The following is a 13,811-nucleotide window of genomic DNA, read 5'->3' as shown; positions in this document are numbered from 1 at the left end:
CTGTCGGCCCAATCCGGTGCTCAGCCGTTGCCGCGGCCCTGCTCGTAGGCCCGGAGCTGCTCGGCGCTGATCATGCCGGTGTCGAAGAGACTGGTCTCGTCGAGGGCGTACCCCTGATGCCCCTGGTGGGTCTGGTGGCCCTGATGCCCCTGCTGGGCCTGCTGGGCCTGCTGGGCCTGCTGGGCCTGCTGGGCCTGCTGGGCCTGCTGGGCCTGCTGGGCCTGATTCGGGTCGTACGCGGCCTGCTGGGCGTCGTAGCCCTGGTAGGCGTAGGGATCCGCCTGCTGGTAGCCGTACGGGTCCTGCTGGGCCGCGTAGGCCTGCTGCGGGAAGCCGCCGTAGGGGTCGGGCTGCTGCCGGCCGGGGGCGTCTCCCGCCGGGTCGTAGCCGGCGACCGGGGCGTACGCCGGCTGCGGCGGGCCGTAGTCCTGCTGCCGGGCGGGCTGTTCGGCCGGCGGCCGCTGCTCCGCGAGGGAGGCCAGGTCGGCCAGGTAGTCGGCGTCGCTGGAGTGCTGGAGGGTCCCGGTGTCGTCGGCCAGGGCGCCGAGGTCGTCGGTGGCGATCCGGCCGTGCAGCTTCTGCCGGCCGCGGCCGACGGCCTCCAGGGTCTTGGCCAGGACCGCCTCGAACGCGCCCAGCTTGACGTGGACGTACTCGTCGGCGCTGCGGCGCTGCGTCTCCGGGTCGTGGCTGCGCTCGGGGGCGTCCTCGTCCTCGTAGCCCTGTTCGTCCGTGCCGGGGCCGGTGCCGAGGAGCTTCTCGCGGCCGCGGCCGACGGAGCCGAGGGTCTTGGTGAGGACGACCTCGAAGTTGGCGAGCTTGGAGTCGACGTAGTCGTCGGCCTCGGCGCGGACCTCCTCGGCCTCCTGGCGGGCCTCGGCGAGGATCCGGTCGGCCTCGGCCTGGGAGCGGCGGGCGACCTCGGTGTCGGAGATCAGGGAACCGCGTTCGGCGTGCGCCTGGCCGATGATCCGCTCGGCCTCCTGGCGGGCCTGCTCGACCATCTGCTCGCGGCCGCCGATCAGCTCCTGCGCCTGGGCGAGGGAGTCGGGCAGCGCCGCGCGGACCTCCTCCAGCATGGAGAGCAGTTCGGCGCGGTTGACCACGCACGAGGCCGACATGGGCATGGACCGGGCGCCGGAGATCGCGGAGACGATCTCGTCGAGCTTCTTCTGCACGTCCACCGTGTGCTCGCCACTCTCTACAGATGCGTTGGAGACGGACGGGACGACTGTAGTCCCATCAGTCCTTACGCAGACGCTCGTTGAGGACCTGGAGAACCTCCGCCGGCACCAGGTGGGACACGTCGCCGCCCCAGGTCGCGACCTCCTTGACCAGGGAGGACGACAGGAAGCTGTAGGTGGGGTTGGTGGGGATGAAGAGGGTCTCGACGCCCGAGAGGCCGTTGTTCATCTGGGCCATCTGGAGCTCGTAGTCGAAGTCGCTGACGGCGCGCAGGCCCTTGACGATGGCGGGGATCTCGCGCTGCTTGCAGAAGTCGACGAGCAGGCCGTGGAAGGCCTCGACGCGGACGTTGCCGTACTCGGCGGTGACCCGGCGGATCAGGTCGATCCGCTCCTCGATCTCGAACAGGCCCTTCTTGGCCTGGTTGATCATCACCGCGACGTAGACCTCGTCGTACAGCCTGGAGGCGCGGGAGATGATGTCGAGGTGTCCGTTGGTGATCGGGTCGAACGACCCGGGACAGACGGCGCGGCGCACTTGTGATCCCTCGCTCTCCGGTCCGGTCATCGTGCGTCTTCGCACGTTGAGGCGGCGCGACCGTACCAAAACGTTCCCTCGCCGTAGCGACGGGCCCGGAGGGCTTCGAAGCCCTCGGGCCACCGGAATTCACCGCCTCTGGTGCTGCGCTCCACGGTGACGAGGGCTTCTTCTGCGAGCCAGCCTTCCGAGCGGAGTGTGAGCAGGATCTCGCGAAGATCGTCGTCCGTGACGGCGTACGGGGGGTCGAGGAAGACGAGGTCGTACGGGTCGCCGGGGGGTGGTGTGCGGATGATCTGTTCCGCTTTGCCTGATCTGACCTCGGCGCCGGGGAGTCCGAGGGACTTCACGTTGTCGCGGACCGTGCGGGTCGCTCGGGGGTCGGCCTCGACGAGGAGGGTGTGGCTCGCGCCTCGGGAGAGGGCCTCCAGGCCGACGGCTCCTGATCCCGCGTAGAGGTCGAGGACGCGTTCGCCTTCCAGGGGGCCTCCCAGGAGGGATTGCCAGGTGGAGAAGAGACCTTCGCGTGCGCGGTCGGAGGTGGGGCGGGTGCCGGTGCCTGGTGGTACGGCCAGGCGACGTCCGCCGGCTGCGCCGGCGATCACGCGGGTCATCTGTGGTCCTTGGTTGTGGGCGGCTTCCGGTACCAGTGTGGCTGGTCGCGCCCGCGCGGCGGTAGCCGCATACGAGTTACGGCCCCGCGCCCCTTGAAGGCCAACACCTGTCACCCCTTGTCCAAGTACTGCTCCCTTTCCTCGTCCAACAGGGCCTCCAGTGCCGTCCGTAGTGCCGGGAGGTTCGTCAGCTCCGGGTCGGCGGCCACTACCGCCGCCGCCTCTTCCCGGGCCTCCGCGATGATCTCCTCGTCCTCGATGACCGCGAGCATCCGCAGGCTGGTGCGGGCGCCCGACTGGGCCTGGCCGAGGACATCGCCCTCGCGGCGCTGTTCCAGGTCGATGCGGGAGAGCTCGAAGCCGTCGAGGGTGGAGGCGACGGCGCCCAGGCGCTGGCGGGCGGCGCTCGCCTCGGCCATCTCGGTGACCAGGAGGCAGAGGCCGGGGGCCGAGCCACGGCCGACGCGGCCGCGGAGCTGGTGCAGCTGGGAGACACCGAAGCGGTCGGCGTCCATGATCACCATGGCGGTGGCGTTGGGCACGTTGACGCCGACCTCGATGACCGTCGTGGCGACCAGGACGCCGGTCTCCCCGGCGGCGAAGCGGCGCATGACGGCGTCCTTGTCGTCGGGGTGCATCCTGCCGTGCAGGACCTCCACCGTGAGGCCGCTCAGCGGCCCCTTGGACAGCTGGTCCGCCACGTCGAGGACCGCGAGCGGCGGGCGCTTCTCCGCCTCGTCCTCCGGGGACTTCTTCTTGCCGGCCTTCTTCGGGTCGTCCTCCTCGTCCCCGATGCGGGGGCAGACCACGTACGCCTGGTGGCCGTTGCCCACTTCCTCGCGGACCCTTTCCCACGCGCGGGCCAGGAAGTGGGGCTTGTCGGCGGCCGGGACCACATGGCTGGCGATCGGCGAACGGCCGGCGGGAAGCTGGTCGAGGACGGAGGTCTCCAGGTCGCCGAAGACCGTCATGGCGACCGTGCGCGGGATGGGCGTGGCCGTCATGACGAGCAGGTGCGGGGGCTGTTTGCCCTTGCCGCGCAGGGCGTCGCGCTGTTCGACGCCGAACCGGTGCTGTTCGTCGACGACGACCAGGCCTAGGTCGTGGAACTGCACCTTGTCCTCGATCAGCGCGTGTGTGCCGATGACGATGCCGGCCTCGCCGGTGGTGAGGTCCAGCAGGGCGTGACGTCGGGCCGCCGCGCCCATGGAGCCGGTGAGCAGCACCACCTTGGTGGCCTGCTCGGCTCCGCCCAGCATGCCGCCCTCGGCCAGCTCGCCCATCATCTCGACGATCGACCGGTGGTGCTGCTGGGCGAGCACTTCGGTGGGCGCGAGCATGGCGGCCTGCCCGCCCGCGTCGACCACGGCGAGCATGGCGCGCAGGGCCACCATCGTCTTGCCCGAACCCACCTCTCCCTGGAGCAGCCGGTGCATCGGGTGGTCGGTCGCCAGGTCGTCGAAGATCTCGCGGGAGACCCGCTGCTGGCCGTCGGTGAGGGTGAACGGGAGGCGTGCGTCGAAGGCGGAGAGGAGGCCGTCGGGGGTGGGTCTGCGGGGGACCGCGGGGAGCTGGGTCTCCGCGTGGCGGCGGCGGGCGAGGGCGACCTGGAGGACGAAGGCCTCGTCCCACTTGAGGCGGGCGCGGGCGTCCTCGATGTCCGCCTTGGTGTGCGGGCGGTGGATCTTCAGGAGGGCCTCGGGGAGGGGGACCAGGCCACGTCCCTGGCGCAGGGAGTCGGGCAGCGGGTCGACGGCCTCCTGGGCGGTGGGCAGGACCGTCTGGAGCGCCTTGCCGATCTTCCAGGACTCCAGTTTGGCCGTGGCCGGGTAGATCGGGATGAGGGTGCCGGCCCAGGCCTCCACGGCCTCGTCGGGTTCGTCGGGGTTGCCGCGCAGCAACTCGTAGGCGGGATGCGCGAGTTGGAGGCGACGGTTGAAGACGGAGACCTTGCCCGCGAACATCGCGCGCGTGCCCGGCAGGAGCTCCTTGTGGGGCTTGTGAACGCCGTTGCCGAAGAAGACCAGTTGGAGCCGGCCGCTGCCGTCCGTGATGGTGACTTCGAGGCGCTGGCCCTTGCCCCGTGGCGCCTTGGCGGAGGCGAAGGTGTGCAGGCGGGCGTCGGCGACCTGGGCGACCACCGTGACGTGCTCGTCCATGGGGAGGTCGGCGAGGTGGGTGAGCTGGCCGCGCTCCTCGTACCGGCGCGGGTAGTGGTGGAGGAGGTCTCCGACGGTGAGCAGGCCGAGGTGCTCGGCCATCACCTTCGCGGTGGCGGGGCCGAGCACCGACTTCAGGGGTTGTTGCAGCGGTTCTTCCAGTGCGGGCACGAGATCCATTGCACACCACGCCACTGACATCGTCGTAGAGGCCGGGGCCCGTATCGCCGTAAAGTTCCCGGAAACCCCTGGTCAGGCGGTTGGTCAGAGCCCTAGGATGACGCGCTCCCGGCCCTCCTCGCGGTCACCGCCTCACCGGGACCGCCCGACCCCGCGCCGTCGCGAGTCTCCCCACCGGCGCCGTGATGATGGACTCCCAGACCTCACAGGCATCCCAGTCACCTCATTCGCCCCAGCCACCTCATACGTTCCAGGTCGACCTGCGTGGTCTGGTGGACCTGCTCTCCCACCACCTCTACTCCAGTCCCAGGGTGTACCTGCGCGAGCTGTTGCAGAACGCCGTGGACGCCATCACCGCCAGACGCACGACGCAGCCCGGCGCTCCGGCCCGGGTGCGGCTGTACGCGGAGGGCGGCGCGCTGCGGGTCGAGGACACCGGCGTGGGGCTCACCGAGGCCGACCTGCACGATCTGCTCGCCACGATCGGGCGCAGTTCCAAGCGCGCCGAGGACGTGCAGGAGGCACGGTCCGGCTTTCTCGGGCAGTTCGGCATCGGGCTGCTGGCCTGTTTCGTCGTCGCCGAGCGGATCCGGGTGGTCAGCCGCAGTGCCCGTACACCTGAGGCTTCGCCGGTGGAGTGGACGGCGTGCGACGACGGTTCGTACACCGTGCGGACCCTGCCGGACACCGAGCGTCCCGAACCGGGTACGACGGTGCATCTGACCGCGCGGGCGGGGGCCGCCGAGTGGCTCGCGCCGGACCGGGTCCGCTCCCTCGCCCGGGACTTCGGGTCGCTGCTGCCGTACGACGTCCGGGTGGACGACGAGGCGGTCACCGACCTCCCGGCCCCCTGGGACCGGTCGTATCCGAGCCCGGCCGCCCGCCGCGTGGCCCTCGCCCGGCACTGCCACGACCTGTTCGGCTTCACCCCGCTGGACACGATCGACCTGGCCGTGCCGCTGGCCGGCGTCCGCGGGGTGGCGTACGTGCTGCCGGCCGCGGTCAGCCCGGCCCAGCGCGCGGGGCACCGCGTGCACCTCAAGGGAATGCTGCTGACCGAGCGGGCCGATCAGCTGCTGCCCGACTGGGCGTTCTTCGTGCGCTGTGTGCTCGACACGGACAGCCTGCGGCCCACGGCGTCCCGCGAGGCGCTGTACGAGGACGAGACGCTGGCGGCTGTCCGGGAGGCGCTGGGCGAGCGGATCCGGACCTGGCTGACCGGTCTGGCGGCCGGTGATCCGGAGCGGCTGGCCGCGTTCCTGTCGGTGCACCACCTGGGTGTGAAGTCCCTGGCCCGGCACGACCGCGAGATGCTGCGCACGATGCTGCCGTGGCTGCCGTTCGAGACGACCGGCGGGCGGCTGTCCCTGGAGGAGTTCGCGCAGCGGCACCCGGTGGTGCACTTCACGCGGACCGTCGAGGAGTACCGGCAGGTCGCGCCGATCGCGTCCGCGCAGGGCATCGGCGTGATCAACGGCGGCTACACGTACGACAGTGAGCTGGTGGAGGCGCTGCCGTCGGTACGGCCGGGCACGGTGGTCGCCGAGTTGGACGCCGACACGGTGACCGCGCATCTGGACGCGGTCGACCCGGCGGAGGAACTGGCCCTGTCCGGCTTCCTGGCTGCGGCACGGGCCCGGCTCGACCCGCTGGGCTGCGACGTGGTGCTCCGGGCCTTCCACCCGCTCTCCCTGCCCGCGCTGCACCTCGACGACCGGGACGCCCGGCACGAACAGGCCCGGGCCGACGCCGAGGAGCGGGCCGACGACCTGTGGGCGGGCATCCTCGGTTCCCTGCGCGGGAGCGCCCCACGCGCGCGTCTGGTGCTCAACCACCTCAACCCGCTGGTCCGGCGGATCAGCGCGCTGCCCGACCCGGAGCTGATCGGCACGGCCACCGAGTCGCTGTACGGGCAGGCCCTGCTGATGGCGCAGCGCCCGCTCAGGCCCGCCGACTCGGCGCTGCTCAACCGCGCGTTCATGGGGCTCCTGGAGTGGGCCACGCACAGCGAGGACGGTCAGGCATGAGCGACATCACGAACTTCGACGCGCTGCGCGGGGCGATGGCGGAGAACTCCGAGCAGCCCGAGGGCCCGGCCCGCAACGCGCGCGCCGAGGAACTGCTGGCCGCCGCCGAGAAGCTGAACATCCCGCTCGCCGTGATCGAGGCGCTCGGCCACCAGCTGAAGGTCTACAACTACAGCTCCGAGAAGGGGAAGATGTTCGTCCCCTTCGCCCGCCTGCTGCGCATGTGGGACGAACGGCCCGAGGACTTCGACGAGTACGAGACGCACTCACTGCACTGGGTCTTCAAGTGGGTGTCGGCCGGCATGCTCGACCAGCCGCACATCCCGCTCGCGTCGATCGAGAAGTGGCTCGGCGAGATGGAGCACCGCTACCGGCTCGCCGGGCACTCGGAACGGGCCGTGCGGAGCGCCGAGCACAGTGTGGCCGCGCATGTCGGGGACGTGGCCCGGGCCGAGCGGGCGTACGCCGCGTGGCTGGCCGCCGACCGGGACACCATGGCCGACTGCCACGCGTGCGAGCTGCACGGGCAGGGCTGGTGGCAGGCGGAGCGGGGCCGGGACGAGGAGGCGCTCCGGCTGTGGCGGCCGGTGCTGGAGGGCGAGTACACCTGCGCCCACGAGCCGCACACGGCCCTGGCGTCCTCCCTGCTGCCTCTGCTGCGGCTGGGCCGCACGGACGAGGCGCGCGCCCACCACCTGCGGGGCTTCCGGCTCGTGAGGGCCATGGAGAGCATGCGCGGGGCGTACGCGGAGCACGTGGAGTTCTGCGCGCTGACCGGCAACGAGGCGCGCGGTCTCGAACTGCTCGCGGAGCGGCCCGCGTACTTCACGGACGACGGGCATCCGCAGAGCAGGCTGGACTTCATGAGCGTGGTGGCTCTGCTCATGGACCGCCTGACCGGCCTCGGGCTCGGCGACCGGCAGGTGCCCGGCCCGGCCGGCCGGGAGTGGACCGCCCTCGAACTCGCCGCACACGCGCGTACGGAGGCCCTCGCGCTGGCGGCACGCTTCGACGAGCGCAACGGCACGACACACGTCAGCGAGCGGGCACGCGCGCGTATGGCGCGAGAACCGCTGGCGGAGCGGCTGCCGCTGGGGGTGCGGTCGTCGGCCCGAGCGGTCCCTCCGCCCGCTCCCCCGGCGGTCCCGCCCGGTGGCTCCGGACGGCCGGATCTGCCCGCCCTGCTGGCCGAGGCACGGCGACGGTCGGACCACCTGCGGCCGCACGCCGTGGAGGCGTGGGCGGCGGTCGCCGAGGCCGCGGAGGGCGTCGAGCTGGACCCGCGCGACCAGGCCGAGATCGCCGACCACCGGGCGATGGACCTCGGCCCCGAGGGCATCGCGCTCTTCGAGCGGGCCGCGGAGCTGTACGCGGCGGCGGGCGACCCCGGGGAGGCTCTGGCGGCACACGCGCGTGCGGCGTACGTGCGCGCGCTCGCCGGAGACGTGGACGGGGCGTTCGCGGCCGTGTCCGGCCCGTACGACGAGGTCCTCGCGCTCCACGCCGCCGGAGAAACGGGGATACGCCAGACGGCGTCCGTCCTGATGGGGCGGGCCCGGATCCTGATGCGGCGGGCGCACGAGGCCGAGGGCCCTGGGGCGGAGGCGGTGCGCACCGAGGCCGGGGCCGCCGTGCGGGAGGTCCTGGCGCTCGTCGAGGGGCGGACCGGGCAGGACGTACGGCTGGCCGCGCGGGTCGCCGAGGCGCAGGCGATGCTCGCCGAGCTGGCGGGGCTGGGCGGGGACCTGGAGACGGCCGCGGGGCTCTTCGCGCGGGGCGCGGCGGCGTTCGTCGCGGCGGGCCTGCCCTGGTTCGCGGTGGAGTACGAGGCCCGGCTGGCCTCGCTCGCCCACCACCTCGGCGACATGGCGGAGGCGGAACGGGCGCTGCGAGCCGCCCTGGAGCACGGTGGGGCCCATCTGGAGGCGCCCGGAAGGGCCCAGCTGCACCTCCAGCTCGCCGAGGTCGTCGGCGGCCGTGGTGAGGCCGTGGAGGCCGCCCGGCACGCCCTGGAGGCCGCGCACTGGGCCGACGAGGCGGGGGAGGGCGTCACGCTGGGCGCCTGGGCGCGGCAGCAGCTCGGCGGGTTCCTGCTGCGGCAGGGCCGGTGGGCCGAGGCCGCTGAGGTACTGGAGTCGGCGTTGCCCGATCTGAGCGCCGAGACGCACGGCGACGGGGCGATCGTGCAGACGCAGTGGTGGCTCGGCGACTGTCTGAGCGAACTCGGCGAACACCGCGCCGCCGCCGAACGGCGCCTCCAGGCCGCCGAGATCGCCCGGCACTGGCCCGAGCAGCACGACCACGCGACCCTCGCCCACCTGGCCGGGGAGTCCCTCGGGCAGGCCGGGCTGCCCGCCGAGGCGGACCGGGCCTACGCACGCGCGGGCGACCTGTGGCGCGAACTCGGCAACGTCCAGGGCCTGGTGCGCTCCCTGCGTGCCCGCGCCTGGATCGCGCTGCGGGCACCGGGCGGCCTGGCGGAGGCCCGGGACCTGATGGCGGACGCGTTCCGGGAGTGCGAGGCGGCGCGGGACACGGCGGCCGACGTCGAGGCGCGGCAGCAGTACGTCGCCGAACTCGGCAACACCCACCGGCAGTTCGGAGACCTGCTCGCCCGATCCGTCTCCGGGAGCCCTGACGACGACTGCGTCCGGGCCGTGTTCGAGGAGGCCCTGTCCCAACTGCTGCGGTCCGCGGAGGTGTTCGCCTCACTCGGGGAGGAAGCCCTGCACAGCCGCACGGATGCCGAACTCACCGCCGGCCTGCTGGAGATCGAGATGGGCCGCCCCGCCGACGCGAGGGCACGCGCGCGTGCGGTGCTGGCGGCCTACGACGGCCATGACGCCACCGAGGACGACGGGGGCCGCTCGGTCGTGGGGGCCCGGCGTGCGGAGGCGGAGCACATGCTCCGCCTCGCGGCGGACGACTGATCGCCGGGCCCGCTCACTCCACGCCGATGAGCAGCAGGGACCCCTGCCGTCCGCCCCGGTACACCACCGTGTCGACGGCGAGGTACCCCTCGCGGACCCGTCCCTCAAGGTGCTCGGCGACGGCGTCGGGCGCCTCGTCGCCGAGCACCAGGGTGACCATCTCGCCCCCGGCCGCGAGCATGCGGTCCAGGACGGTCTCGGCGGTGGCGGTGACGTCCGAGCCGATCACGGCCACGTCGCCGTCGATCAGGCCCAGCACATCCCCGGCCTGGCAGATCCCGGCCATCGTCCAGGACTGGTGTTCGGCGACGGTGACCTCGGCGTAGCGGGTCGCTCCGGCCGCCGAGGTCATCGACACGACGTCCTCGTCGAAGCGGCGCTCCGGCTCGTGCACGGCCAGCGCGGCGATGCCCTGGACCGCCGAGCGGGTCGGGATGAGGGCCACGCGGATGCCCTCGGTACGGGCCTGCTCGGCAGCCGCCGCGGCGGTGTGCCGCAACTCGGCGTCGTTGGGCAGCAGCACGACCTCGCGCGCGTGGGCCCGCCGTACGGCCTGCACGAGCTCGCCGCTCGCGGGCGGCTCCCCGGGGCGGGCGAGCACGGTGGTCGCGCCGGCCTCCCCGTACAGCCCGGCCAGGCCCTCGCCGGGTACGACGGCCACGACGGCACGCTGGGCGCGCTCGCGGGGAGGGCGCTCCGCCCCGGTGGTGTGCACGTCACCGGCGCCGAAGTGCGTGATGCGGATCCGGTGCGGCCGCCCGGCCTCGATACCGGCCTCGACGGCGGCGCCCGCGTCGTCGACATGGACATGGACGTTCCACAGCCCGTCGCCGCCGACCACCACGAGTGAGTCCCCGAGCGCGTCCAGCCGCTCCCGCAGCCGTGTCACGGCCGCGTCCTCGGCCTCCAGAAGGTAGATCACCTCGAAGGCCGGGCCGTCGGGGCCCGGCGCGGCGGGGCCGTCGGCGCACTCGCCCGGCCCGGTGTGCGCACCCGGCGCCGTCCCGTCCGCCTGGCCGGGCACCAGGTGTGCGTGTGACTCCACCGAGCCCTGCGCCCCTGCCGCCACCGGGCTCTGCGTCCCTGCCGCCACCGGCGCTGACGCCCTCGCACCCGGCACGCCCGCCGCCCCCGCGCTCAGCCGTACCGCGCTCGCCGCCGTCGCCGTCCCTCGCGGCCGCTCCCCCGTGAACGTCTCCACCAGGGCCCCGAGCACCGCCACCAGCCCCCGTCCGCCGGCATCGACCACCCCGGCGCGTTCCAGGACGGGCAGCTGCCCCGGGGTCCGGGCGAGCGCCGACAGCGCACCCTCGTAGGCGGCCCTGGCCACCGTCCCGCAGTCGCCCTCGGCACCGCAGGCGGCGTCCGCGGCGGCCGCGGCGACCGTGAGGACGGTGCCCTCGACGGGGTGGGCCACGGCCTGGCGGGCCGAGTCGGCCGCGTGCCGCAGCGCGAGCCTCAGCCCGTGGCCGTCGGCCCCGGCCGTGTCACCGCCGGCCAGCACCTGGGCCATGCCGCGCAGCAGCTGGGCGAGGATCGTCCCGGAGTTCCCACGGGCGCCGATGAGCGCCCCGTGCGCCATCGCCCCGGCGGCGTCGGCGAGCGTCGGCCCCTCGGGGCCGGACCCCGCCGCGTGCCCCGCGAACACGGCCTCGACCGCCCCGACGGCGGACTCGACGGTCAGATAGAGATTCGTGCCGGTGTCGCCGTCCGCCACGGGATAGACATTGATCGCGTCGATTTCCTCACGCGCCCGCCCCAGGGTCTCGAGAGCGAGACCGCACCAGGTGCGCACCGCGAGAGCATCGAGGAATGTCTGCGGCACCTGCGCCACCGTGCCTCCCTCAGCTGCTGGACGTGGCAGGCAGCGTAGACCCCGGGGCGGCGCTCACCGGAAGCGGGCCAGGTGAGGGCACGGACCGACCATGGTAGTTTCGTCCTCCTGGGGCAGTCGTTGTATGCTGCTCCGGTTGCCCGATCCAAATCGGGCCATTCCCCCGGCAACGCCACTCAGATCCTCGATCCTGATCCCGGCCTGCCGGGATCAACCGTAAGTGCATCTGAAGTCTTTGGAGTGACCGGTGGCTGCCAACTGCGACGTCTGCGGCAAGGGGCCGGGCTTCGGCAACAACATCTCGCACTCGCACCGCCGTACGTCCCGTCGCTGGAACCCGAACATCCAGCGCGTGCGTACCGTGGTCGGCGGGACGCCGAAGCGCGTGAACGCTTGCACCTCGTGCATCAAGGCCGGCAAGGTCTCGCGCTGACGCTCAGCTAGCGCGCGGCCACTGCTGGTTCGCTGCAGAGCCGGTCCACCTCTGGTGGGCCGGCTCTTTGCCATGCCCGAGACACTGTGCCCGAGCGGCTAAGCGTCCCCGCGGAACCGCCAGCCGTGATCCACCGGCCCGATCCCCTCACCGAGCGCGAACCCGGCCGCCACGGCCCCGGTGACGTACTCCTTCGCCGCCGCCACCGCCTCCGGCACCGCCCGGCCCTTGGCGAGCTGTGCGGCGATCGCGGAGGCCAGGGTGCAGCCCGTGCCGTGCGTGTGCCGGTTGTCGTGACGCGGCGCCCGCAGCCAGTGCTCCTCGGAGCCGTCGGTGAGCAGGTCCACGGCGTCCCCGGGCAGATGGCCGCCCTTGATCAGCACCCACCGCGGCCCGTACGCGAGCACGGCCGCGGCGGCCCTCCGCAGCCCCTCCTCCGACTCGACCCGCACGCCCGTGAGCTGAGCCACCTCGTCGAGGTTCGGGGTGGCGACCGTCGCCACCGGCAGCAGCTTCGTGCGGACGGAGTCCAGCGCGGACGCGGCGAGCAGGGGGTCGCCGTGTTTGGAGACGCCCACCGGGTCGACGACCGCCGGAGCGTCCGTGCCCGCGAGCAACTCGGCCACCGTCTCCACGAGTTCGGCGGAGGCGAGCATCCCGGTCTTGACCGCCTGGACGCCGATGTCGTCGACGACACTGCGGTACTGGGCCCGTACGGCCTCCACCGGCAGCTCCCAGGCCCCCTGCACGCCGAGGGAGTTCTGGGCGGTCACCGCCGTGATGACGCTCATGCCGTGCACACCGAGGGCGAGCATCGTCTTCAGGTCGGCCTGGATGCCCGCGCCGCCACCCGAATCGGAGCCCGCCACCGTCAGGACGCCCGGGATCATGTCTCTATGTCTCCGAAGTGGTCCCAGCCGCCCTTGCTGGTCCACGGCGCCCCGTCGACCGTCACCTGGGGCAGGGCCGAGGGGTTGAGGACCTCGCCGATGACCTTCCAGCGGGCGGGCAGCTTCACGTCCGACGGAAAGGTCGCCACGATCGCGTGGTCCTCTCCCCCGGTCAGCACCCACTGCATCGGATCGACGCCCACGGCCTGCCCGATGTCGTTCATCTGGGACGGGATGTCGACCGCCCCGGAGCGGATGTCGATCCGCACCTTGCTGGCCTCGGCGATGTGCCCCAGGTCGGCGATCAGCCCGTCGCTCACGTCGCACATCGCGGTCGCCCCGAGCCCGGCGGCGGCCGGACCCGCGTGGTACGGCGGCTCGGGCCGCCGGTGGGCCTCCACGAACGCGCGCGGCGAACGGAAACCGCGGGACAGCACCGCGTACCCGGCCGCCGACCAGCCCAGCCAGCCGGTCACCGCGACGAGGTCGCCGGGCTGCGCGCCCGCCCGCGTCACCGGCTCCTGGTTGCGCAGATCGCCGAGCGCGGTGATCGACACCATGATCGAGTCGCCGCGTACGACGTCCCCGCCGACGACGGCGGCACCGGCCACCTGGCACTCGTCGCGCAGGCCGTCCATCAGCTCGCTCGGCCACGTCACCGGCAGTTCGGCCGGGACGACCAGACCGAGCAGCAGCGCGGTCGGTACGGCGCCCATGGCGGCGATGTCGGCGAGGTTCTGCGCGGCCGCCTTGCGGCCCACGTCGTACGCCGTCGACCAGTCCCGGCGGAAGTGCCGGCCCTCCACCAGGATGTCCGTACTGGCCACGACCCTGCGGTCGGGCGCGGCCACCACGGCGGCGTCGTCGCCGGGGCCGACCCGGACCGCCGGGGTGGTGGTCAGACGGGAGGTGAGCTCCCTGATGAGCCCGAACTCACCGAGCTCACCAACAGTGCCCTTCATTGCCCGTTCTCCCCTTCTGTCCCTGTCCATACCCGCTCGCGAGGCCTCGCGGTCCTCGCT

10 protein-coding genes are annotated in these 13,811 nt (G+C 73.1%); 3 read left to right on the top strand and 7 right to left on the bottom strand.

The genetic code is table 11. From position 1 onward, the window contains the following. Positions 1–20 precede the first annotated feature (20 nt). The 4 genes from SSQG_RS27850 to recG all read right to left on the bottom strand — a co-directional run bounded on the left by SSQG_RS27850 (position 21) and on the right by recG (position 4,675). Positions 21–1,184, bottom strand: a complete 1,164-nt coding sequence (locus SSQG_RS27850; protein ID WP_003993237.1) for an ATP synthase F0 subunit B — start codon at positions 1,182–1,184, stop codon at positions 21–23. Positions 1,185–1,242: 58 nt separating this feature from the next. Continuing rightward, entirely contained in the window at positions 1,243–1,722 is a 480-nt protein-coding gene (gene coaD, locus SSQG_RS27845; protein WP_003993236.1) for a pantetheine-phosphate adenylyltransferase, read from the bottom strand. 26 nt (positions 1,723–1,748) lie between these two features. Further along, positions 1,749–2,336 carry a 16S rRNA (guanine(966)-N(2))-methyltransferase RsmD gene (gene rsmD / locus SSQG_RS27840; protein ID WP_003993235.1) on the bottom strand — a complete coding sequence of 196 codons (588 nt, stop codon included), beginning with the start codon at positions 2,334–2,336 and terminating at the stop codon, positions 1,749–1,751. Between the two features lie 110 nt (positions 2,337–2,446). After that, positions 2,447–4,675, bottom strand: coding sequence for an ATP-dependent DNA helicase RecG (gene recG / locus SSQG_RS27835; RefSeq protein ID WP_003993234.1), 2,229 nt, complete (start codon positions 4,673–4,675; stop codon positions 2,447–2,449). A 188-nt stretch (positions 4,676–4,863) separates the two neighbouring features. On the opposite strand from recG, the gene SSQG_RS27830 reads away from it, so the two are divergent. After that, a complete protein-coding gene (locus SSQG_RS27830; RefSeq protein WP_003993233.1) occupies positions 4,864–6,702 on the top strand; it encodes an HSP90 family protein in 1,839 nt (612 codons plus the stop codon). After that, positions 6,699–9,632 carry a tetratricopeptide repeat protein gene (locus tag SSQG_RS27825; protein WP_039933741.1) on the top strand — a complete coding sequence of 978 codons (2,934 nt, stop codon included), beginning with the start codon at positions 6,699–6,701 and terminating at the stop codon, positions 9,630–9,632. Before SSQG_RS27830 ends, SSQG_RS27825 begins: the two co-directional genes overlap by 4 nt. A gap of 13 nt (positions 9,633–9,645) precedes the next feature. Here the strand turns inward: SSQG_RS27825 and SSQG_RS27820 are convergent, their stop codons facing one another. Continuing rightward, entirely contained in the window at positions 9,646–11,466 is a 1,821-nt protein-coding gene (locus tag SSQG_RS27820; protein WP_039933739.1) for a DAK2 domain-containing protein, read from the bottom strand. A gap of 247 nt (positions 11,467–11,713) precedes the next feature. Between SSQG_RS27820 and rpmB the strand changes: the two genes are divergently transcribed. Continuing rightward, positions 11,714–11,899: a 50S ribosomal protein L28 gene (rpmB, locus tag SSQG_RS27815; protein WP_003993230.1), complete on the top strand. Its 186-nt coding sequence runs from the start codon at positions 11,714–11,716 to the stop codon at positions 11,897–11,899. Positions 11,900–11,997: 98 nt separating this feature from the next. Here the strand turns inward: rpmB and thiD are convergent, their stop codons facing one another. Then, entirely contained in the window at positions 11,998–12,789 is a 792-nt protein-coding gene (gene thiD, locus SSQG_RS27810) for a bifunctional hydroxymethylpyrimidine kinase/phosphomethylpyrimidine kinase (protein WP_003993229.1), read from the bottom strand. Continuing rightward, the gene (locus SSQG_RS27805) at positions 12,786–13,751 is read right to left on the bottom strand and encodes a thiamine-phosphate kinase (RefSeq protein WP_003993228.1); all 966 of its coding nucleotides are present in this window, start codon (positions 13,749–13,751) and stop codon (positions 12,786–12,788) included. The genes thiD and SSQG_RS27805 overlap by 4 nt, the downstream gene beginning before the upstream one ends. Between the last annotated feature and the right edge of the window lie 60 nt (positions 13,752–13,811).

The sequence above is a fragment of the Streptomyces viridochromogenes DSM 40736 genome (genome assembly GCF_000158955.1).
Taxonomy (GTDB): Bacteria; Actinomycetota; Actinomycetes; order Streptomycetales; family Streptomycetaceae; genus Streptomyces; species Streptomyces venetus.
Note: the sequence above shows the minus strand (reverse complement) of the source record. Positions and strands in the feature narration are given on the sequence as shown.